The organism is Streptomyces glaucescens, from assembly GCF_000761215.1.
Taxonomy (GTDB): Bacteria; Actinomycetota; Actinomycetes; order Streptomycetales; family Streptomycetaceae; genus Streptomyces; species Streptomyces glaucescens_B.
This window is the reverse complement of the sequence record NZ_CP009438.1, coordinates 5398756-5420355: the sequence shown is the minus strand read 5'-3', so window position 1 is coordinate 5420355 and position 21600 is coordinate 5398756. Positions and strand designations below refer to the sequence as shown.

General features: G+C 73.1%; 17 protein-coding genes. 11 read left to right on the top strand and 6 right to left on the bottom strand.

Annotated elements, in window-relative coordinates; genetic code table 11:
- The first annotated feature begins 199 nt into the window (after positions 1-199).
- The 8 genes from SGLAU_RS23555 (at position 200) to SGLAU_RS23520 (ending at position 10867) form a co-directional block, all read left to right on the top strand.
- A complete protein-coding gene (locus SGLAU_RS23555; RefSeq protein ID WP_043504346.1) occupies positions 200-4066 on the top strand; it encodes a nitrate- and nitrite sensing domain-containing protein in 3867 nt (1288 codons plus the stop codon).
- 9 nt (positions 4067-4075) lie between these two features.
- Entirely contained in the window at positions 4076-4489 is a 414-nt protein-coding gene (locus SGLAU_RS23550; protein ID WP_043504344.1) for a roadblock/LC7 domain-containing protein, read from the top strand.
- Between the two features lie 112 nt (positions 4490-4601).
- Entirely contained in the window at positions 4602-5000 is a 399-nt protein-coding gene (locus tag SGLAU_RS23545) for a DUF742 domain-containing protein (protein WP_043504343.1), read from the top strand.
- Positions 4981-5568, top strand: a complete 588-nt coding sequence (locus SGLAU_RS23540; RefSeq protein ID WP_078957858.1) for a GTP-binding protein — start codon at positions 4981-4983, stop codon at positions 5566-5568. Before SGLAU_RS23545 ends, SGLAU_RS23540 begins: the two co-directional genes overlap by 20 nt.
- Before the next feature lie 389 nt (positions 5569-5957).
- Complete coding sequence (locus SGLAU_RS23535; RefSeq protein ID WP_043504342.1) at positions 5958-9215, top strand: nitrate- and nitrite sensing domain-containing protein; 3258 nt, start codon at positions 5958-5960, stop codon at positions 9213-9215.
- Positions 9216-9225: 10 nt separating this feature from the next.
- Positions 9226-9639, top strand: coding sequence for a roadblock/LC7 domain-containing protein (locus SGLAU_RS23530; RefSeq protein ID WP_004983065.1), 414 nt, complete (start codon positions 9226-9228; stop codon positions 9637-9639).
- Between the two features lie 93 nt (positions 9640-9732).
- On the top strand, positions 9733-10305 hold the full coding sequence (locus SGLAU_RS23525) for a DUF742 domain-containing protein (RefSeq protein WP_043504340.1): 573 nt from the start codon (positions 9733-9735) through the stop codon (positions 10303-10305).
- Positions 10286-10867: a GTP-binding protein gene (locus SGLAU_RS23520; RefSeq protein ID WP_003997631.1), complete on the top strand. Its 582-nt coding sequence runs from the start codon at positions 10286-10288 to the stop codon at positions 10865-10867. The genes SGLAU_RS23525 and SGLAU_RS23520 overlap by 20 nt, the downstream gene beginning before the upstream one ends.
- A 217-nt stretch (positions 10868-11084) precedes the next feature.
- Here the strand turns inward: SGLAU_RS23520 and SGLAU_RS23515 are convergent, their stop codons facing one another.
- The 4 genes from SGLAU_RS23515 to SGLAU_RS23500 form a co-directional block, all read right to left on the bottom strand.
- Positions 11085-11279, bottom strand: coding sequence for an acyl-CoA carboxylase epsilon subunit (locus tag SGLAU_RS23515; RefSeq protein WP_043504339.1), 195 nt, complete (start codon positions 11277-11279; stop codon positions 11085-11087).
- An 18-nt stretch (positions 11280-11297) separates the two neighbouring features.
- Positions 11298-12881 (bottom strand): acyl-CoA carboxylase subunit beta, encoded by a 1584-nt coding sequence (locus SGLAU_RS23510; protein ID WP_043504338.1) that lies wholly within the window; start codon positions 12879-12881, stop codon positions 11298-11300.
- Between the two features lie 154 nt (positions 12882-13035).
- The gene (locus SGLAU_RS23505) at positions 13036-15387 is read right to left on the bottom strand and encodes a polysaccharide lyase 8 family protein (protein WP_043504336.1); all 2352 of its coding nucleotides are present in this window, start codon (positions 15385-15387) and stop codon (positions 13036-13038) included.
- Between the two features lie 70 nt (positions 15388-15457).
- Positions 15458-16288: an SDR family NAD(P)-dependent oxidoreductase gene (locus tag SGLAU_RS23500; protein ID WP_043504334.1), complete on the bottom strand. Its 831-nt coding sequence runs from the start codon at positions 16286-16288 to the stop codon at positions 15458-15460.
- Positions 16289-16559: 271 nt separating this feature from the next.
- On the opposite strand from SGLAU_RS23500, the gene hpnR reads away from it, so the two are divergent.
- Together hpnR and SGLAU_RS23490 are read left to right on the top strand one after the other, a co-directional pair.
- Complete coding sequence (hpnR, locus tag SGLAU_RS23495) at positions 16560-18038, top strand: hopanoid C-3 methylase HpnR (protein ID WP_043506940.1); 1479 nt, start codon at positions 16560-16562, stop codon at positions 18036-18038.
- A 34-nt stretch (positions 18039-18072) separates the two neighbouring features.
- The gene (locus SGLAU_RS23490) at positions 18073-18969 is read left to right on the top strand and encodes a DMT family transporter (RefSeq protein WP_052413864.1); all 897 of its coding nucleotides are present in this window, start codon (positions 18073-18075) and stop codon (positions 18967-18969) included.
- Between the two features lie 15 nt (positions 18970-18984).
- Here the strand turns inward: SGLAU_RS23490 and SGLAU_RS23485 are convergent, their stop codons facing one another.
- Positions 18985-20289: a glycosyltransferase gene (locus SGLAU_RS23485; RefSeq protein ID WP_244315252.1), complete on the bottom strand. Its 1305-nt coding sequence runs from the start codon at positions 20287-20289 to the stop codon at positions 18985-18987.
- 94 nt (positions 20290-20383) lie between these two features.
- Here SGLAU_RS23485 and SGLAU_RS23480 point away from each other — a divergent pair, with 94 nt between their 5' ends.
- Complete coding sequence (locus SGLAU_RS23480) at positions 20384-20935, top strand: YceI family protein (protein ID WP_043504333.1); 552 nt, start codon at positions 20384-20386, stop codon at positions 20933-20935.
- A gap of 15 nt (positions 20936-20950) precedes the next feature.
- On the opposite strand, the gene SGLAU_RS23475 is transcribed toward SGLAU_RS23480, so the two are convergent.
- Entirely contained in the window at positions 20951-21526 is a 576-nt protein-coding gene (locus SGLAU_RS23475) for a YdeI/OmpD-associated family protein (RefSeq protein WP_043504332.1), read from the bottom strand.
- Positions 21527-21600: the final 74 nt, after the last annotated feature.

The window sequence follows — 21600 nt, the reverse complement described above, 5'->3', positions numbered from 1 at the left end:
GATCCTGCACTGTGCTGGAATTCCACGGACCGCCGCGGGAACGAGCCGGCGCGCAGGGGGCGCGACACGCGCCGAGTGGCGGCGAGAAGGGGGAAGCGGTCACTCACGACCACCCGGGGACGTATTCAGGGCGTCCCCGACGACGCCGACACCGTCCTTCCGTTCCGGAAGGACGCCTGGTCCAGAGGTTGCGACGCTAGTGCAGGGACGTTTCAAGAGGGATGGCAGCGGTTCGGCGGAGCCGGAGCCGCACGGCGGGACTGGCCCCATGGCCGGCAGCTCCTCGCCCCAGCACGCCCAGGGCCAGGGCCCGTCCGCCGAGGGCGGCACCCGCCCCGGGCGCCCCGGCACGTCCGCTTCCGCGGGCCCGGCGGCCCCCGTGCCGACCGTGAAGCCGCCGCAGGGCCCGACCGGTCCCGGCCCCCGAATAGCCCTGCGCAACTGGCGGATCTCCACCCGTCTGGTCGCGCTGCTCACCCTCCCCGTGGTCGCGGCGACCTCGCTGGGCGCGCTGCGCATCACCCAGTCGATGGAGGACATGCAGCAGCTCGACAACATGAAGCTGCTGACGGACATGACCAAGCAGGCCACCGAGCTGGCCGCGGCGCTCCAGGAGGAGCGCGACAAGTCCGCCGGTCCGCTGGCGCACGGCTCGACCTCCAGCGCCATCACAGTCAAGGGCTACCGGGACAAGACCGACCGCGCCCTGAAGAACTTCCTCGACTCCTCCGAGGAGATCGACACCGCCAGCCGGGACGGCAACCTCCAGGGCGTCCGGGACAGCGTCGTCGGCCTGGCGCGCGACCTGATGACCCTCAACAAGGTCCGCAGCACGGCCTACGAGGCCAAGAACAACAACATGCAGACCGTCGAGGCCTACCACCGGCTGATCGAGCACCTGCTCGACCTCTCCCAGGACATGGCCGAGGCGACGAGCAACCCGGAGATGATCCAGCGCACGCGCGCCCTGGCGGCCTTCTCCTCCGCCAAGGAGTACGCCTCCATCCAGCGCGCGGTCCTCGCGGCGGCCCTGCCGGCCAACAAGGACACCTACGGCAACCTCTCCGCGAACGACCGCCTGTACGCCGAGTCGGCGCTGCAGAGCCAGAAGTCCGACATCAGCAGCTTCCGGAGCATCTACGGCGACGAGAACGCCGCCGAACTGCTGGAGCCCATCGAAGAGGGCAACTCCACCATCGAGGCGACCGACCTCTACGCCTCGCGCGCGTTCGGCCGGCCCGAGGGTCTGGAGGGCCTGGACAAGCGCTCGTACCAGGACTGGCTGGACGACAGCTCGGCGAAGATCGAGCAGATGAAGAAGATCGAGCGCACGCTGCTCGAGGAGATGGAGCAGAAGGCCCGCGAGCTGCGCAGCGAGTCGGAGCAGGAAGCGATCATCTCCGGTGCGCTGATCCTGATCGTGCTCGGCGTGTCGCTGGTCGGCGCCTTCGTGGTGGCCCGCTCCATGATCCGCTCGCTGCGCCGGCTGGAGGACACCGCGACCAAGGTCGCCTCCGAGCGCCTGCCCGAGCTGGTCAAGCAGCTGTCCGAGACCGACCCCCAGGACGTCGACACGTCCGTCGAGTCGGTCGGCGTCCACTCCCGGGACGAGATCGGCCGGGTGGCCGCGGCCTTCGACGACGTGCACCGCGAGGCGGTCCGCCTCGCCGCCGAGCAGGCCCTGCTGCGGGGCAACGTCAACGCGATGTTCACCAACCTCTCGCGCCGCTCCCAGGGTCTGATCCAGCGCCAGCTCTCGCTGATCTCCGAGCTGGAGTCCCGCGAGGCCGACCCGGACCAGCTCGCCTCGCTGTTCAAGCTGGACCACCTCGCCACCCGCATGCGCCGTAACGGTGAGAACCTCCTCGTCCTCGCGGGCGAGGAGCCCGGCCGTCGCTGGACCCGCCCGGTCCCGCTGGTCGACGTGCTGCGCGCCGCCGCGTCCGAGGTGGAGCAGTACGAGCGCATCGAGCTGGCCGCCGTGCCGACCACGCAGGTCGCCGGCCGGGTCGTCAACGACCTCGTGCACCTGCTCGCCGAGCTGCTGGAGAACGCCACCTCGTTCTCCTCGCCGCAGACCAAGGTCAAGGTCACCGGTCACGCCCTGCCCGACGGCCGGGTGCTGATCGAGATCCACGACACCGGCATCGGTCTGTCGCCGGAGGACCTGGCCGCGATCAACGAGCGGCTCGCCTCGCCGCCCACCGTGGACGTGTCGGTCTCCCGCCGCATGGGTCTGTTCGTGGTCGGCCGGCTGTCCCAGCGGCACGGCATCCGCATCCAGCTCCGCCCGTCCGACTCCGGCGGTACGACCGCGCTGGTCATGCTGCCCGTCGACGTCGCCCAGGGCGGCAAGAAGCCGCAGCCCAAGCAGGGGCAGGGTCCCGGTGTCTCCGGCGGTCCGGCCGCCGCGCAGGCCGCCGCGGGCGCGGCCGCGGCCCGTCGCCAGAACGGCGGCGGGAACGGCGGTGCGCTCGGTGGCGGCGGTGTCGGCGGCGGACTGCTCGGGGCCGGTCAGGGTCCGCGCGCCGCGCTGCCGGGCCGCGACGGCGGCGGTCGTCCGGGGGCTCCCGGCGGGCTCGGTGCTCCCGGTGGCCTCGGCGGTCCCGGTGGCGCGCGCGGACCGCAGGCTCCCGGACCGCAGCTGGGCCGCCCGGCTCCGGCCGGTTCCGGTGCCCCGCAGGGCCTCCAGGCCGCCGGTCCGGCAGGCCCGGCCGGTGCGCCGCAGGGCCAGGACTCCCGTGGCCCGGGGTCGCAGCAGCGTGGCGGCCAGGACGGCGAGCGCGGCGGCCGGCGGGGCCGGCAGGCACAGCAGCCGCAGCTCCCGCCGCGTGGTGGCCCGCGGGCCGAGCTGCCGGGGGGCAACCCGCAGCAGCCGCGCGTGCCGAGCTGGGGCGACGACAACGCCCGGCCGCCGGTGCCGCGCGCCTCGCTGGACACCCCGCGCGGGCACGAGGAGCCGGACGTCGCGCAGACCTCCCGGATGCCGCGGGCCGACGACCGCCAGGGTCCCGGCGCCACCGCGGAGATGCCCGCCATCGGCAGGGCGGAGGAGCGCCAGGTCCCGCCCGCCGGTGCCGACTTCGGCCACCCGGGCGCGCAGGAGCAGCAGCAGACCGGCCCGTTCGTCCGTCCGGACGTCTTCGGCACGCCGGCCGGGGGCGACCCGTCGAACACGGGCGGGTTCCCGGTCGCGCAGGGCTACGACAACGGCTCCACCGGCCAGTTCGCCGCGCCCCAGGGCTACGACGGCAGCAGCACGGGCCAGTCCCGCGCGCCGCAGCCGTACGACGGCGGCGCCACCGGCCAGTACCCGGCCGTCCAGCAGCAGGGCTACGACAACGGCGCCACGGGCCAGTACCCGGCCGCCCAGCAGCAGGGCTACGACAACGGCTCCACCGGTCAGTACCCGGTGCCCGCCGAGGACGGCTCGGCCACCGGCCGGCACGCCCTGCCCGGCGGCCGGCACACCGGCCGGTCCGACGACTTCGGCGCCCAGCGCGCCGCGCAGCGTCCGCAGCAGCGGCGCCCGGAGCCGGAGGCACTGCCGCCGGCGTCCGGTCCCGGTGACGGGCGTACGCCGCTGTACGACACGCTGGAGACCAACTGGTTCCACGGCCAGCAGGCGCAGCAGGGCCAGCAGGCGCAGGAGGGCCAGCAGGGCCGGCCGGCCCCGCAGACCCGGGCCGAACGGCCGGCGGGCAACGGCTCGGCGCCCGACCGGGCGCCGCAGCAGCCGCAGGCTCCCACCGGACCGCAGCGGGCGGCCTCGGCCGCCTGGCGCAGCTCGCCGAACGACGACCTCGTGAAGCAGGCCGAGCGCGTCCGCCAGCCCGCCGCGGGCGGGGTCACCACGTCCGGCCTGCCGCGCCGGGTCCCCCGGGCGAACCTCGTCCCGGGCACCGCGCAGCAGCAGCCGAACCAGAGCGGTCCGCAGGTCTCGCGTGCTCCCCAGGACGTACGCGGCCGGCTGACCAACCTCCGTCGGGGTATCGCACAGGGCCGTCAGGCCGGTTCGGGCCAGACGGGCAGTTTCCCGAGCCCCACTCACCCGCAGGAGCGTTAGTTGAGCCCGATGAGCCAGGCCGCACAGAACCTCAACTGGTTGATCACCAACTTCGTGGACAACACCCCCGGGGTGTCCCACACCGTCGTCGTGTCCGCCGACGGTCTTCTGCTGGCGCTGTCCGAGGGCTTCCCGCGCGACCGTGCCGACCAGCTGGCGGCCGTCGCGTCCGGACTCACCTCGCTGACGGCCGGGGCCTCCCGGATCTTCGAGGGCGGCACCGTCGCGCAGACCGTCGTCGAGATGGAGCGGGGATTCCTCTTCCTCATGTCCATCTCGGACGGCTCGTCGCTGGCCGTCCTGGCGCACCCGGAGGCGGACATCGGCCTCGTCGGCTACGAGATGGCTCTGCTCGTGGACCGGGCGGGCGCGGTGCTCACACCGGACCTGCGCGCCGAACTGCAAGGCAGTCTGCTCCACTGACCGTTAGAAGATCCACCCGTCTCACCAAATCACCGTCCGGCCGACACAATCCCCCCACCGGCCCCCGTCAGACGGCTTGACTGACCGACTTGCTGTCCCGCCCGGAGGATTCATGACCCCGCCCACCGCCTCTCATGATCCGTACAGTGATCCGTACGGGGACGAGGGCGACCAGCCGCTGGTGCGTCCCTACGCGATGACCGGCGGCCGGACCCGGCCGCGCTACCAACTGGCCCTCGAGGCTCTGATCAGCACCACGGCCGACCCGGCAGCGCTCATGGGGCTGCTCCCCGAGCACCAGCGCATCTGCCACCTGTGCCGCGAGGTGAAGTCGGTCGCCGAGGTGTCGGCGCTGCTGAACATGCCGCTCGGTGTGGCCCGGATCCTGGTCGCGGACCTCGCCGAGGCCGGACTGGTCGCCGTACACCAGCCGGGCGGCGACGAGAACAACGGCGGTGCGCCGGACGTGACACTGCTCGAAAGGGTGCTCAGTGGACTTCGCAAGCTCTAGCGGGGCGGCTGCTCCGGGGCGTTCCACCACCTCCGCGAAGATCGTGGTGGCGGGTGGTTTCGGCGTGGGCAAGACCACGTTCGTCGGCGCCGTCTCGGAGATCAACCCGCTGCGCACGGAGGCCGTCATGACGTCCGCCTCGGCGGGCATCGACGACCTCACCCACACCGGGGACAAGACCACGACGACCGTGGCGATGGACTTCGGCCGTATCACGCTGGACCAGGACCTGATCCTGTACCTGTTCGGTACGCCGGGCCAGGACCGCTTCTGGTTCATGTGGGACGACCTGGTGCGCGGCGCGATCGGCGCGGTCGTGCTGGTCGACACCCGGCGGCTGGCCGACTGCTTCCCCGCGGTCGACTACTTCGAGAACAGCGGGCTGCCGTTCGTCGTCGCCCTCAACGGCTTCGACGGCCACCAGCCGTACAGCCCGGACGAGGTGCGCGAGGCGCTGCAGATCGGGCCCGACACCCCGATCATCACCACCGACGCCCGGCACCGCGCGGATGCCAAGTCCGCGCTGATCACGCTGGTCGAGCACGCGCTGATGGCCCGGCTGAAGTAGTACTCAAGTGAAGCGTGCGCCGCGGTAGTTGCCGCAGGCACTCGCACCCGTGCGGCGGAGCCGGCTGTGGCCTTAGACACGGTCGGCTCCGCTGTTCATAACGTTTCGGCAGAGGAATCGGATGGTACCGCCACGCGTCGCGGTCAGGTGGTCTCGCTGCGCGCACGGAAGCCCCGTCTTTTGGCGGGGCTCGTTCTTTATGACCGTTTTATCTGCGGCCTTCCTCACGCGGTTTCACCGCATTCCCATGTTTGGAAGAGCACTGGTCCACGTGCTGGAATGCCTGAACTGCCCAATAGTCAAAGACGTACTCGATGGTCGATGGCGAGCTGGGCTCTGAGAAACTGCGGCACGACGTAGGTGCCGACCGCCGAGAGGTTGTTGGTCGAGTGAGGCGAAGCAAGAACGGTCCCGAGCCGCCCGCCCGGGGCAACTTCACCCCGCCGCCGCGCGGAGCGGCATCCGCCCCTGTGGTGCCCGGCTCGGAGCCGACGCCCGCTCCCGCTCCGAGCGGCGGTCGTTTCTCCCCGCGCAACTGGCGGGTGACGACCCGGCTGAACGCGATCCTGCTCATCCCCGTGCTGGTCGGCCTCGTCATGGGCGGCTTCCAGGTGAAGAGCTCGATCGACACCTGGCAGGAGGCCGAGGACGCGGAGAACACCGCGCGCCTGGTGCGGGCCTCCCTCACCTACGCAGATGCCCTCTACAACGAGCGCGACACCACCGTCTCCCCGCTGCTCCAGGGCAAGGGGCCGGACGACAAGGCCGTCCTCGACGCCCGCGCGAAGACCGACGAGGCCGCCGACGCCTTCGACGAGGCCGCCCAGAGCATGCCCGGCAAGGCCGGCCTGGAGCGCCGCCTGGAGCTGTTCCGCCAGGTCGAGCCCCAGCTCGAGGCGCTGCGCCAGGCCGCGTACACCTCGCGGCTGAAGGGGGTGGAGACCGAGGAGGGCTACGTCCAGGTCGCCCACCCGCTGATGGAGTTCGCCAACGAGCTGGGTCTGGGCACCGGAAACATCACCAGCTACGGGCGTACCGTCTACGCCATCTCGCTGACCAAGGCCGCGCTGTCGCTCCAGCGGTCCATCGGCATGCACCTGCTGGTCAAGCCGGGTCCCGGCAAGGGCGACTTCGCCTCCCAGCGGGTCTCCCTGTCGTCGTACGCCTACCTCGAGCGCATCGCCATCGAGGAGTACCGCGGCGGTGGCACCGAGGCCGACTCCGACAAGCTGGACAAGGCGACGGCGCAGATCAAGGCCGACGCCGCGGCCATGGCCAAGGAGTCCCTGGCCACGGACCCGAACTACAAGGCGCCGCCGTCCGACCCCACGAAGATGGTCGCCGCGATCGCGGGTCTGCCCGACACCTCCCAGGGCGCGCGGGACGCGCTCGCCGCGCAGGGCATCACCCCCGCCAACTGGTGGGCGGTCAACACCCTCAAGTACGACGCGTACCGGCAGATCGAGGCCGACCTCGCCGACACGGCGGTGGCCGAGGCCGCCGACATCGCCGGTGACGCCAAGACCGACGCCTTCATCACCGGTGCCGCGGTCGTGGTCGCGCTGCTCGCCGCGTTCATCCTGGCCGGCATGGTGGCCCGCCAGATGAGCCGCTCCATGCGCCAGCTGCGCAACGCCGCCTTCGGGATCGCCGAGCAGCGCCTGCCGATGCTGGTCGACCAGCTCTCCCGCACCGACCCCGGCCGGGTCGACACCCGGGTCGCGCCCATCCCGATCTCCTCCACCGACGAGATCGGCGAGGTCGCGCGCGCCTTCGACCAGGTCCACCGCGAGGCCGTGCGGCTCGCCGCCGAGCAGGCCCTGCTGCGGGGCAACATCAACGCGATCTTCACCAACCTCTCGCGCCGGAACCAGTCGCTGATCGAGGGCCAGCTGACCCTCATCACCGACCTGGAGAACAACGAGGCCGACCCGGATCAGCTGGAGAACCTCTTCAAGCTGGACCACCTGGCCACCCGTATGCGCCGCAACGGCGAGAACCTGCTGGTCCTCGCCGGCGAGGAGCCCGGCCGCCGCTGGGACCAGCCGGTGCCGCTGGTGGACGTGCTGCGCGCCGCCTCCTCCGAGGTGGAGCAGTACGAGCGCATCGAGATATCCGGTGTCCCCGAGGCCGACATCCACGGCCGCGCCGTGACCGACCTGGTGCACCTGCTGGCCGAGCTGCTGGAGAACGCCACCACGTTCTCCTCGCCGCAGACCAAGGTGCGGGTCACCGCGACCCGGCTGCCCGACGGCCGCGTGATGATCGAGATCCACGACAAGGGCATCGGCCTCACCGCCGAGGACTTCGCGGACATCAACCACAAGCTGGCCAACCCGCCGACCGTGGACGCCGCGATCTCCCAGCGCATGGGCCTGTTCGTGGTCGGCCGGCTCTCCGACCGGCACGGCATCCGCGTCCAGCTGCGCCCCTCCGGCGAGCAGGCGGGCACCACCTCGCTGGTCATGCTGCCGGACGCCATCACCCATGGTGGCGGTGGCGAAGGCGCCCCGGACCGCGAGGAGTTCACGGTCTCGCAGATCATCCCGGAGCAGCAGTTCCAGGGCGAGGACTTCGGCGAGCCGATGCGCACCGCGGCGGAGCTGGGCTTCGACGACAGCCGCTACGAGGTGCCGGACGACATCCGCGAGCTGGACCCGGTCGGCCGCTCCCTGATGCGTGAGGAGCGCCGCGCGGCGCTGGAGGCGCAGACCCACGGCCAGCACCCCGGCCAGGAGCAGCACGGCGAGGCGCAGAACTACGCCGACGGGTTCGACCAGAACTCCGGGCAGGGACAGCAGCAGGGACAGCAGCCGCAGCACGGCTACGACAACGCCCAGGGCGGCTATCCGGAGCAGTCCGGCTACCCGGAGCAGTCCGGCTACGGCGGGCAGCAGGCGTACGAGGAGCAGCAGCGGCCGTCGTACGACGAGCAGTACTTCGCGCAGGACGGCGGGCTGCCGTCCGGTGACGGCTTCCACTCGCCCGGCGGCTACCCCGAGCCGGCCTATACGGAGCCTGCCCAGCAGGAGCACGCGGCGGCGCCGGCCGCTGCCCAGGAGACCTACTCGGGCTTCGATGAGCAGTCCTACCAGGCAGACTGGCAGCAGCAGGACGGTTACCGGAACGGATACCCGGACCAGTACGCTCCCGAAGCGGAATCTGCGCAGGCCGCTGACGCGAGCGAGCAGGACCGCGTAGGCTTCGACCGTCCGGGACCGGCCGACTCCGCCGGTCACGCGCTGACCGACGCCGGACTTCCGCGCCGCGGTTCCACCGCGAGCGGCACGAGCGGCGGTTCGCAGCACGTGCACCAGGAAGCGCCGGCCCCCTCCCCGGAGAACGACGGCGGCAGCGGCTGGCGCTCGGCGAACGACGAGCGGTGGCAGCAGGCCGCGCAGCTCCGGAAGCCCAAGGCGGGCGGAGTGACCTCCTCCGGCCTGCCGCGGCGGGTGCCCAAGGCCAATCTGGTCGAGGGCTCCGCGGAGTCGACCCCGCAGGGAGGCCCACAGGTCTCCCGCGCCCCCGAGGACGTCCGGGGCAGGCTGAGCAACCTGCGCCGGGGAGTGCAGCGGGGACGCACCGCAGGAAGTGAAACGAACGGCCAGGGCTTCGGTCCTGACAGCACCTACAACCAGGAGCGTTAGTGTGAGCCCGATGAGCCAGGCGGCACAGAACCTGAACTGGTTGATCACCAACTTCGTGGACAACACCCCCGGGGTGTCCCACACCGTGGTGGTCTCCGCCGACGGACTCCTTCTGGCGATGTCCGAAGGCTTTCCCCGCGACCGCGCCGACCAGCTCGCGGCCGTCGCCTCCGGTCTGACCTCGCTGACCGCCGGTGCCTCGCGCATCTTCGAGGGCGGCAGCGTGAACCAGACGGTTGTGGAGATGGAGCGAGGATTCCTCTTCATCATGTCCATCTCGGACGGTTCGTCCCTCGCGGTCCTGGCCCACCCCGAAGCGGACATCGGCCTCATCGGGTACGAGATGGCGCTTCTGGTGGACCGAGCGGGCACGGTTCTCACCCCGGATCTCCGCGCGGAGCTCCAGGGAAGCCTTCTCAACTAACAGACAACGGTGCGTTCTCGCGTCCCGTGGCCGTAAGGTTTCGGGACGCGGCTCCACAGTGATGGATGCCCGGCGCAGTCGGAGGAGGAGAAAGTGGCAACACCCCCAGGCGGTTCGCCTTCGGGCAACTGGTCGTACGGCCCTGCCCAGGGCCAGAACGACGGTTCCCAGAACCGGTACGGCTTCCCCTCCGCCCCGAACCACCGGCAGCCGTACGCGCCGCAGGGTCCCGGCCCCGCGCCCTACGACCAGCCGCAGGCTCCGCGTATCCAGCCCGTGCAGCCGCAGCGCCGCACCCATGAGCCGGCGCCCGCCGGGGCGTCGAACAACCCCCTGGTGCGTCCGTACGCCATGACGGGCGGACGTACCCGGCCGCGATACCAGCTCGCCATCGAGGCGCTGGTGCACACCACCGCGGCTCCGCACCAGATGCAGGGCCAGCTGCCCGAGCATCAGCGGATCTGCAACCTCTGCCGTGAGATCAAGTCGGTGGCCGAGATCTCGGCCCTTCTGACCATCCCTCTCGGCGTGGCCAGGATCCTCGTCGCCGACTTGGCGGAGGCGGGACTGGTCGCCATCCATCAGCCCGGCGGCGACGAGAACGCCGGTGGCCAGCCAGACGTGACACTGCTCGAAAGGGTGCTCAGTGGACTTCGCAAGCTCTAGCGGCGGTCCTTCCCGCTCCACCACCTCCGCGAAGATCGTGGTGGCGGGCGGCTTCGGCGTGGGCAAGACCACGTTCGTCGGCGCCGTCTCGGAGATCAACCCGCTGCGCACGGAGGCCGTCATGACGTCTGCTTCGGCAGGCATCGACGACCTCACCCACACCGGAGACAAGACCACGACGACCGTGGCCATGGACTTCGGCCGTATCACCCTCGACCAGGACCTGATCCTGTACCTGTTCGGTACGCCCGGCCAGGACCGCTTCTGGTTCATGTGGGACGACCTGGTGCGCGGCGCGATCGGCGCGGTCGTGCTGGTCGACACCCGGCGGCTGGCCGACTGCTTCCCCGCCGTCGACTACTTCGAGAACAGCGGGCTGCCGTTCGTCATCGCCCTCAACGGCTTCGACGGCAACCAGCCGTACTCCCCCGACGAGGTCCGCGAGGCCCTGCAGATCGGCCCCGACACCCCGATCATCACCACCGACGCCCGGCACCGCGCGGATGCCAAGTCGACGCTGATCACGCTGGTCGAGCACGCGCTGATGGCGCGCCTGCGGTAATCCGACCGGTCCGGATCGCCTGCGGCCCCCGTTCCTCCTGCGGGAGGGACGGGGGCACGGTTCTTTCCCGGGGGTGCTGCCCGCGGAGTGCTGTGAGGGGGAACCGCGTGCTGCCCGGGGGCGGCCCGGACTTCCCCGGCGTGGACGGGCGGGTCCACCGAACGCACCACGGCCCCGCCTCCCGGAGGAGTGCGGGGCCGTGGGTGTCGCGTAGGGGTCAGCGCCAGCTGTGCGGGGCGCGGAAGCCGGGCTCGCGTTCCAGGCGGCGCCAGCCGGCGCGGACCCGGCCGTGGCGGGCGGGGACGGTCTCGGCGGGCCGGGCCGCGGCGCGGGCCAGCAGGAGGGCCGTGATGGCGGCGACTTCCTCGGGCTCGGCGTGGCCCTTCTCGACGCGGATGTCAGGCATGGACATACGACAGGCTCCTCAGGGTCACTGCGGGGGGTTGCCGTGCTTGCGGGAAGGCAGGTCGGCGTGCTTGGTGTGCAGCATCGCCAGGGACTTGATCAGCACCTCGCGGGTCTCGGCGGGGTCGATGACGTCGTCGACCAGGCCGCGCTCGGCCGCGTAGTACGGGTGCATCAGCTCGGACTTGTACTCCTTGACCATCCGCGCCCGCATGGCCTCCGGGTCGTCGGCCTCCGCGATCTGACGACGGAAGATCACGTTGGCGGCGCCCTCGGCGCCCATCACGGCGATCTCGTTCGTCGGCCAGGCGTAGGTGAGGTCGGCGCCGATGGACTGGCTGTCCATGACGATGTAGGCGCCGCCGTAGGCCTTGCGCAGGATCAGCGAGATCCGCGGCACGGTGGCGTTGCAGTAGGCGTAGAGCAGCTTGGCGCCGTGGCGGATGATGCCGCCGTGCTCCTGGTCGACGCCCGGCAGGAAGCCGGGGACGTCGAGGAAGGTGATGATCGGGATGTTGAAGGCGTCGCACATCTGGACGAAGCGTGCGGCCTTCTCGCTGGCCTCGATGTCCAGGACGCCGGCGAGGGTCTGCGGCTGGTTGGCGACGATGCCCACGACCTGGCCGTCCAGGCGGGCCAGCGCGCAGATGATGTTGCGGGCCCAGCGCTCGTGGACCTCCAGGTACTCGCCGTCGTCGACGATCTCCTCGATGACCTTGGCCATGTCGTACGGCCGGTTGCCGTCGGCCGGGACGAGGTCCAGGAGCAGGTCGCTGCGGCGGTCGACGGGGTCGGACGTCTCCACGCGGGGCGGGTTCTCGCGGTTGTTCTGCGGGAGGAGGGAGAGGAGGTAGCGGACCTCCGCGATGCAGGTCTCCTCGTCGTCGTAGGCGAAGTGGGCCACGCCGCTGGTCTCCGCGTGGACGTCCGCGCCGCCGAGCCCGTTCTGCGTGATCTCCTCGCCGGTGACGGCCTTGACCACGTCGGGGCCGGTGATGAACATCTGCGAGGTGTCACGGACCATGAAGACGAAGTCCGTCAGGGCGGGGCTGTAGGCCGCGCCGCCCGCGCACGGGCCGAGCATCACGGAGATCTGCGGGATGACCCCGGAGGCCTTGGTGTTGCGCTGGAAGATGCCGCCGTAGCCGGCGAGGGCGGAGACGCCCTCCTGGATGCGGGCGCCCGCGCCGTCGTTGAGGGACACCAGGGGCGCGCCGGCCGCGATGGCCATGTCCATGATCTTGTGGATCTTCGTGGCGTGGGCCTCGCCCAGCGCGCCGCCGAAGATGCGGAAGTCATGGGCGTAGACGAAGACCGTCCGGCCCTCCACCGTGCCCCAGCCGGTGATCACACCGTCGGTGTACGGCTTCTTGGCCTCCAGGCCGAACCCGGTCGCCCGGTGCCTGCGCAGCTGCTCGACCTCCCGGAAGGACCCCGGGTCCAGCAGCAGCTCGATACGCTCCCGGGCGGTCAGCTTGCCCTTGGCGTGCTGCGCCTCGGTCGCCTTCTCGCTCGGGCCGGCCAGTGCCTGCGCACGGATCTCGTGCAGCTCGGCCACCCGGCCGCGCGCGTCCGTCGGCTCACCCGTCGCCTCATCCAAAACGGTCATGTAGCGACCTTACGAAGGAGACCGAGGAAAGCGAGCCGTCGACTCCGTACAGTCTCCGGCTCGTTTTCCTGGTACCCCTGAACAGAACCCACGTCTTGTGCAGGCTTTCCGACTGCTCAAGGGGCCCTGCCGTTGTAGGGGTCGCACAAACTCGTCAACCGAGAGTCACCTCACATTCATGGGTGGCACATGCCATCCCCGGAGTGACGCGCAGCCTCAGACGGCGGCCGGTGGCGAGGACCTCGACCGTATCGCCGGCCCGGACCACCCCGCGCACCGGGTGGTCCCAGACGAGGTCCAGCGGGGCGCCGGTGCGGGGCGGCTCGCTGATGTGGAGGCGGGCCGTCCGGCCGTGGCGGCGCAGCAGCACGCTCGCGCCGGCCGACGCGCCGAGCGGGCCGGCCGTGCCGGACTCCCAGAAGTTGGCGGCGGTCAGCCCGAGCGAGGGCACGGTCACCGCCTGGCGGCCGGCGTCGTTGGCGAGCACCGTCAGCCAGTGGCGGTCGGCGGCGCGGGCGGCGACGGCACGGCGGGCGGCGCCCGGCATGAGCACGTAGTGATAGTCCGCGTCCACGGGGTCCGTGCCGTGGTCGAGCCAGAGGGTCTGCCAGCGCCGGGTGCGCCGCTCGGTGGTGCCGCCGGTGTTGATGTCGGACCAGGCGCCGGTGCGGTCCTCGCGCAGGGTGCGCAGCGCGCCGCGGGGGACGAGCCAGCCGCCGTGGCCCGCCAGGTGGGCCCAGCCGGGGCCGCGGGTGAAGGGCTGGGTACCGCCCTCCCCCAGGTTGCGGTTGTCGACGACCGTCTCGACCGGGACACCGTCCGCGCAGCTGATCCCGGCGCCCAGGCAGACGACCGCGTCCGCGAGGAAGAACCAGGACTTGCGGGCCCGGAGGGTGGAACCGAGGCCCTTCAGGTGCTGGCCGACGGCCGCGAACTCGCCGTCGGTGGTGCCGCCGACCCAGCGGACGTCCGGTCTGGGCGCGCCCCACTCCCCGCCGGCGCGGTCGGGCAGCCGTCTGGTGGAGACGGTGGTGCCGGGCAGCCGGTACCAGTCGACGGTGGGCCAGTACCAGTCGGTGTACTGGCCGCCGAGACCCGGCGCCCACCAGGAGAGCATCCCGGCCCCGGTGTGCCAGCCGCGCGGGTTCTCGCCGTTGCCGCACTCGTAGTGCGCGATGCGGTCGCTGGCCATGGCGAGGCCCGCGGTGAAGGCGGGGCGCCGGTGCACCGCGCGGTCCATGGCCGGGAAGAGGCGGTGCCCGACGGGCTCGGGGGCGGCCGGGACGGGCGCGGCGGCGACGGCGTGCAGCCGGGCGAGGTCGGCCACGTCGAACTGACGGGCCGTCAGAACGGGGCTGACCGTGCTGCGCCGGATCCAGCCCTTGACGGCGGCGTGCCAGCGGTCGCGCTCGGCGGGACCCGCGCCGAGGGCGAGGAGCGCCACGGCCGCGATGACGGCCTGCCCGTGGAAGTGGTCGCCGCGCAGCACGCGCCGTTCGTCGGCGGCGAGGTACCCCCGGCTGATGGCCCGCCCGTTGACCATGTCCATCACCAGGCCGTCGTGGATCAGCGGGGCGTAGGCGCGTTCGACGCTGTCGAGGACGATGCTCCGGTTCGGGTCGGTCACCTCCCACTCCGATCCGGCGAGCAGCGCGAAGAGGCGGCCGAGCCCGTCGAGCAGGACCTGTCCGTAGGTGCCGGAGTAGGCGACCCAGGTGTGCTGGACGAACGAGCCGTCGGCGTAGAGACCGTCGCCGCGGGTGACGTACGGGAAGACGGGCGAGAGGGCGTCCCTGGCGAGGGCGATGCGGTCCGGGGCGCGCCCGACCACGCCGCGCAGGGCGACCGAGCGGCACAGGTCGACGCGGTTGGCGCCGGTGGAGGTGCCGGAGTAGTCGCGGAGCACGGCGTCGGGGACGAAGTGGTCGACGGCGGCGCAGGCGGCGGCGATCCGGGCGGCGCCGAGGTGGTCGTGGAGCGCGGCCGTGATGTCCATCAGGAGGCGGGGGCTGCCGATCTGCCATTCCCACCAGTTGCCGTGGCGGGTGGTGCCGGGGTGGTAGACGGTCGCGGCGAGGTGGTCGAGGCCGCGCAGGACGGCCGCGAGGAGGCCGGGGTCGCCGGTGGAGCCGGTGGCGGGCTGGAGGTAGGCCCGGGTCATGGTCCACAGGCGGCCGTAGGCGCGGGTGATGCCGGCCGGCGGGTCGTAGGGGGTGTCCGGCCACAGCGCGGTGGACGGCGGGGTGCCGGGCAGGGCGGCGTGGAAGGCGCGGGCGAGGTCGCCGGTCTCCTTCAGCCGGGACGCGTACGGTTCGGCGGCCGGGTCGTAGCCGGTGCCCAGGGCGAGGTCCAGCCAGCGGCGGCGCAGGAGGTCGTACGGGTCGGCGGCGGCGTGGGCCGTGGACGGGGAGGGTGCGGCGGCGGCGAGGGCGAGGGCGGTGGCGCGCAGGACGCCTCTGCGGCTGAGCGGGGCGCGGGCGGGCCGGGGTGCGCGTTCGGAGGTCATGTCCTTGCCGTCTAGCAGGAGGGCGGGCCCGGGGGAACCGGCCGGAGCCGGCCCGTACGGAGGGGCCCGGTCAGCCGAAGCGGTGCAGCAGCCGCCGGTAGAGCCCGGGCGCGATGCCGCGGACCCGGCCCGGGAGGGTCAGCCAGCCGGGGACGTAGACCTCGTCCCGCGGGCGGGTGACCGCCTCCCAGACGGTGCGGGCGACCGTGTCCGGCGAGGTGGGGCGGGGGCGGGCGCGGCGGTAGGGGACACCGCGGCGGGCGAAGAACTCCGTGTCCACCGGGCCGGGCACCACGAGGGTGACGCCGACGCCGGTGCCGCGCAGTTCCTGCCGCAGCGCCTCCGCGAACGCGGCCACCCCCGCCTTGGCGGCCGAGTACACCGCCTCCTCGCGCACCCCGACGCAGCCGGCCACCGACCCGATCAGCACCACCCGGCCCCGGCCCGCCGCGACCATCGCGGGCAGCACCTCCCGGACCAGGTGCACGGTGGCGGCGAGGTCCACACCGAGGACGCCGTCGATCGCGTCGTGCGGCATCGACGCGAACGGGCCCGCCCAGCCGATGCCCGCCCCCGCGACCAGCAGGTCGATCCGCCCGGCCGACGCCAGCGCCGAGCGCGCCAGCAGGCGCGGCCCGTCCGGGGCGGCGAGGTCCGCGGGCAGGACGGCGGCGGAGGTGCCGGCCGCCGTCCGCGCCAGGCGGTCCCGGTCCCGGCCGCTGAGCAGCAGGTGCCAGCCGCCCTCCGCGAGCCGGCGGGCGACGGCCGCGCCGATGCCCGAGGACGCGCCGGTGACCAGCGCCACCGGCCGTGCGGTGCGCGCGGGCCGGGGGGCCCGGGCCGCGGCCGGGACGGGCCCGGCGCCCGCCCGGGAATCGGAGGTGGAGCCGGTGTGGGTCACGGGTCGGTCTCCCTGCGCTGTCGGTCCGGTTGTCCGGACTCGCTTTCCAGGACACCGCCGAAGCGGTGCCCGGCGCCAGTTCTGCCGCCCGTCCGCCGCCCCGGCTCACCCGAACCGACGCGCGCGGTCCCGCCCGGCGCGCGGGCCCCGTGGGTCCCCTCCGCGCCCGTCCGGGCCACTCCTGGGGGCCGCGGGGTGCCGCCAGGCGGCGGTACGGGCGGTGCGGCGCCGCGCGGGCCGGGATACCAAGAGGAGGTCCCCGGAGGTGTTCATGCGACTGCTGCTCGTCCACCCGAGCGCCCTGATGTACTCGGAGATCTTCCTGCGCCTGGAACCGCTCGGCCTCGAACGGGTGGCGGGCGCCGCGCGCGAGGCCGGGCACGAGGTCCGGGTGGTGGACCTCCAGGTGCTCGGCCGGGACCGGCTGCGCGCCGAGGTGCGGTCCTTCCGGCCCGAGGCGCTGGGGATCTCCCTGAACTACCTGGCCAACATCCCCGAGGCGATCGAGCTGGCCGGGCAGGTGAAGTGGGAACTGCCGGACTGCTTCGTCTTCCTCGGCGGGCACAGTGTGTCCTTCGTCGCCGAGGAGGTGCTGGAGCAGGCGGCCGGGGTGGTGGACGCGGTGGTGCGCGGCGAGGGCGAACCGGCGGTCGGCCCGCTGCTGGAGGCCGTGCGCGACGGCGGGGCCGACGGCGTGCCGGGGGTCGTGACCGCGGCGGGGCGCGGTCCCGCGCCGCTGATGCTGCACGGCATCGACGGTCCGCGGCCCGCCCGCGACCTGATGCGCAACCGGCGGCGCTACTTCATCGGCGAGCTCGACCCGTGCGCCTCCATCGAGTTCACCCGCGGCTGCCCCTGGGACTGCTCATTCTGCTCCGCCTGGACGTTCTACGGCCGCAGCTACCGCAAGGCCTCCCCCGAGGCGGCCGCCGCCGAACTGGCGTCGATCCGCGAGCCGAACGTGTTCATCGTCGACGACGTCGCCTTCATCCGGCCCGAACACGGCCACGCCATCGCCGCCGAGGTGGAACGGCGGCGGATCCGCAAGCGCTACTACCTGGAGACCCGCAGCGATGTGCTGCTGCGCCACCCGGAGGTCTTCGAGCGGTGGGCGCGGCTCGGCCTGAAGTACATGTTCCTCGGCATGGAGGCGATCGACGCGGAGGGTCTCGACCTGTTCCGCAAGCGGATCAGCCCGGACGAGAACTTCAGGGCGCTCGAGACCGCGCGGCACCTCGGCATCGCCGTCGCCATCAACCTGATCGTCGACCCGGCCTGGGACGAGGAACGCTTCCGGGTGGTGCGGGAGTTCGCGCTGTCGGTGCCGGAGATCGTGCACTTCACGGTGATGACGCCGTACCCCGGCACGGAGATCTGGCACACCGAGTCGCGCCGTCTGACCACCCGCGACTACCGCCTCTTCGACATCCAGCACGCGGTCGTCCCCACGACCCTGCCGCTGGAGCGGTTCTACGAGGAGCTGGTGCGCACCCAGGCGGTCATCAACCGCAAGCACCTGGGGCTGCGGACGGCGTTCGGCGCGGCGCGCGTGCTCGGCCGCAACCTGCTGCACGGGCAGACCAACTTCGCGCGGATGCTGTGGAAGTTCAACCAGGTGTACAACCCGCGGCGGCAGCTCGCCGACCACGCGAGGCCGGTGCGCTACGAGCTGCCGCTGCCGCAGCGGCTCGACGTCGGGGACCGGCGCAGGCTGTATGTGCACACGCGGGGCCGGGAGCGGACCGAGTAGGCCGCGGCGCGCCGCGGGGAGGGGCCGGTCCACGATGCCCGTCGCCGTGCTCGCCTCGCTGGCCGCGGGGGCGTGCTTCGCGCTCGCCGGGCTGCTCCAGCAGTGGGCCGCGGGGGCCCGCCCCGACGCGGAGGCGCTGCGGCTGCGGCTGCTCGGCGGGCTGGCCCGTGATCCGCTGTGGCTGTGCGGGATCGCGCTGGCCGTGCTGGCGTACGGCTTCCAGTCGCTGGCCCTGGCGTTCGGCCCGCTCAGCCTGGTGCAGCCGCTGATCGTCGCGGAGCTGGTCTTCGCGGTGCCGCTGTCGGCCCGGCTGCACCGGATGCGGCTGGGCCGCCGGGAGTGGTGGGGCACGGGCGCGGTGGCCGCCGGGCTGGCCGTGGCGCTGGCCTCGGCCCGGCCGCACGGGGGCAGCCCGGCGGCGGCGAGCGTGCCGCAGTGGCTGCTGCTGCTCGGCGCCACGGCGGCCGTCGCCGGTGCCGCGCTGGCCGGCGCCCGGCGGCTGTCCGGTCCCTGGCGGGCCTCGGCGACCGCGCTGGCGGCGGGGACGGTCATGGGCATCCAGTCGGTGCTGCTCGCCGCGACCGTGGACCGCCTGCGGCACGGCCCCGGCGCGGCGCTCACCGCCTGGCAGACCTACGCGCTGGTGGCGGTGTCCCTCGCCGGTCTGCTGCTCATCCAGACCGCCTTCCAGCAGGGGCCGCTCGCCGCGAGCATGACGGTCCTCGACGCGTCCGAGCCGGTAGTCGCGGTGACCGCGGGCACGCTGGTCCTCGGCGAGTCCCTCACCACCGGCTGGCCGGTCAGCGCGCTCACCGTGGCGGGCCTGGCCCTGGTGGGCGCCGGCATCGTGGCACTGGACACCTCTCCGGTGGTGGCGGCCCTGCACGAACGCAGGGGCCGGGCCGCGCCCGGGACCCGCAGCGGCTCGTGAGGCCGGCGCGGCGGCCTAGGGAACGTCGTCACGGGCGGGCCGGTCCGGCAGCCACACCGGGAGCAGGTCCTCGGCCAGGACCCGGTCCCACGAGGGGTGGGCCTCGCGGGCCGTGGCCGCCGCGCGCCGGCGTACGGCCCGCAGGCGGTGCGGATCGTCGAGGAGGGCGGCCAGCGCGGTGGCCCAGGCCTCGGGGGTGTCGTGGGGTACGACGACACCGTCCTCGCCGGGGGCGGCCAGCCACGCGGTGGTGCGCGCGCCCTCGGGGAGGAGGACGGCGAGGCCGCCGGCCATGGCCTCGGCGACGGCGTTGCCGCAGGTCTCCGTGCGGGAGGGGAAGGCGAACAGGTCGCAGCCGGCGTAGACGTGCGCCAGGCGGTCCTGCGGGAGCGGGCCGAGCAGGGTGACGTCGGGGGCGAGGAGGCGGCGTACGGGTTCGGCCTCCGCGCCCGCGCCCGCCAGCACCAGGTGCGCGGGCCGCCCCTGCGCGCGCAGCCGGCGCACGCTCTCGGCCAGCAGGGGCAGGCCCTTGGAGGCGTCGAGCCGCCCGGCGAACAGGATCAGGGGGCGGTCGGCCGGGAGGCCGTAGGCCCGGGTGAGGCGGGTGCGGGCGGTGGGGTCGGGGCGGAAGCGGGTGTGGTCGACGCCGCGGCGCAGCAGGCCGACGCGGTCGGCGCCGAGGACGGCGGCCAGTTCGGCGCGGCCCGCCGGGGTGGGGGCGAGGACGCGTTCGCAGGCGCCGAGCAGCCGGTCGCGGCGTCGTCGCAGCCAGTGCTCGGCGCCGCGGGCCAGCGCCGGGCCGGCCCGCGGCAGCCGGCGGTCGGCGAGGTAGCGGGCGTAGACGGCGGCGAGGGCGGGGACGTCGGTGTGCACGGAGGCGACCAGGCGCGGCCGGGGTCCGCCGGTGCGGGCGGTGCGGCGGGCCAGCCGGACGGCGGTGCCGGCGTAGGCGAAGCCGTGGGTGAGGTGCCAGACGTCGTGGCGGGGCAGCAGGGCGGCGAGCCGGGGGTGGTACGGGGCGAGGTCGGTCACGTCCTCGGCGCCGCGGGCGGAGGTGAGGAGACCGGAGCCGAGCACCGGGCGGAGCATCACGAGGCGGACGCGGGGCGAGAGGGCCTCGACGTGCTCGCGGGTGCCGAGGAAGTAGACGGTGAGGTCGAGGGCGGGCGCGGGGGCGGGCAGCCGGGCCGCGCTCTCCGCGAAGCGCTCCCAGCATTTGACGTGGCCGCCCGAGGTGTCGGCCCGGATCAGCTCGGCCAGGACGGCGACCGACAGCACGGGCGCCGGGTACCACTCACGCGAGTGGTCCAATCGCGACACCCCGCGGAAGATGTTGAAACCCGAACGGAATAGGTCTACGGTGGGTCGCGTTCACCTAGTTGAACATTCAACGTTCCGACCCGAGGAGAACGCCATGACCCTGGACCTGGCCACCCTGACCGGCGACTACACCATCGACGCCGCCCACACGACCATCGGCTTCACCGCCCGCCACGCCATGGTCACCAACGTCAAGGGCAAGTTCCTCGACTTCAGCGGCTCGCTGCACCTCGACGGCACCGACCCGTCCAGGTCCAGCGCGACCATCGACGTCAAGATGGACAGCATCGACACCGGCAACGCCGACCGCGACGGCCACCTCAGGAGCGCCGACTTCTTCAAGACCGACGAGTTCCCGACGATGACGTTCCGCTCCACCAAGGCCGAGTCCCTGGGCGGCGACGACTACCGGGTCACCGGTGACCTGTCGATCCTCGGCGTCACCAAGCCGATCACCATCGACCTGGAGTTCAACGGCGCCGCCAAGGACCCGTTCGGCAACGAGCGCGTCGGCTTCGAGGGCACGGCCACCATCCTGCGCTCCGAGTTCGGCCTGACCTGGAACGCGGCCCTGGAGACCGGCGGCTTCCTGGTCTCCGACAAGATCAAGCTGAACTTCGACATCTCGGCGATCAAGAACGCCTGAGCCGGGCCCGCCCGCTCAGGTGACCGGCCGAGCGCGCCCGCGTCCGAGCTTGGCCACGGCCGCCGCCAGCCGGGCGGCCCGCCGCTCGGGCGTCCGGGCGCGCAGCAGGTCCAGCACGACGAGGTACCGGTCCGTCCGGCCGAGCGCGTCGAAGGCCGCCTTCGCCGCGGGACTCCGCTCCAGCGCCGCGGCGAGGTCGTCCGGCACGGTCGCCTCCCGCTGGGACGCGTAGGCCGCCGCCCAGCGTCCGTCGGCCCTGGCGGCATCCACCTCGGCCAGCCCCGCGGGCCGCATCCGCCCGGCGGCGGTCAGCTCCGCCACCCGCCGCACGTTGACCGCGGACCAGAGGCTGCCCGGGCGGCGCGGGGTGATCCGCTGGAGGTAGCGGGTGGCGTCGAGCGCCTTGCGCTGCCCGGTGATCCAGCCGTGGCAGAGCGCCACGTCGTTCACCTCGGCGGCGGTGACGGAGGGCAGCCCCGATCCCTTCCTGGCCACCTCGACCCACAGCCCCGGGTGCGGGGCGGGATGGCGGGAGAGCCAGGCGTCGAGGTCGGCGGCGGTCTCGAAGGGCAGGGACTCCTGACGGGTCATACACGCAGCGTAGGACGGCTGTAGGACAGGTGCCGTCCTAGGGGCCGCCATGCGGCGAGCGGCGTACGCGAGCG

Coding starts and splice junctions, on each gene's coding strand:
- SGLAU_RS23475 (WP_043504332.1), bottom strand. CDS start 21,526: ATGACCCGTCAGGAGTCCCTGCCCTTCGAGACCGCCGCCGACCTCGAC.
- SGLAU_RS23550 (WP_043504344.1), top strand. CDS start 4,076: ATGAGCCAGGCCGCACAGAACCTCAACTGGTTGATCACCAACTTCGTG.
- SGLAU_RS23490 (WP_052413864.1), top strand. CDS start 18,073: ATGCCCGTCGCCGTGCTCGCCTCGCTGGCCGCGGGGGCGTGCTTCGCG.
- SGLAU_RS23530 (WP_004983065.1), top strand. CDS start 9,226: ATGAGCCAGGCGGCACAGAACCTGAACTGGTTGATCACCAACTTCGTG.
- SGLAU_RS23480 (WP_043504333.1), top strand. CDS start 20,384: ATGACCCTGGACCTGGCCACCCTGACCGGCGACTACACCATCGACGCC.
- SGLAU_RS23510 (WP_043504338.1), bottom strand. CDS start 12,881: ATGACCGTTTTGGATGAGGCGACGGGTGAGCCGACGGACGCGCGCGGC.
- SGLAU_RS23505 (WP_043504336.1), bottom strand. CDS start 15,387: ATGACCTCCGAACGCGCACCCCGGCCCGCCCGCGCCCCGCTCAGCCGC.
- hpnR (WP_043506940.1), top strand. CDS start 16,560: ATGCGACTGCTGCTCGTCCACCCGAGCGCCCTGATGTACTCGGAGATC.
- SGLAU_RS23545 (WP_043504343.1), top strand. CDS start 4,602: ATGACCCCGCCCACCGCCTCTCATGATCCGTACAGTGATCCGTACGGG.
- SGLAU_RS23515 (WP_043504339.1), bottom strand. CDS start 11,279: ATGTCCATGCCTGACATCCGCGTCGAGAAGGGCCACGCCGAGCCCGAG.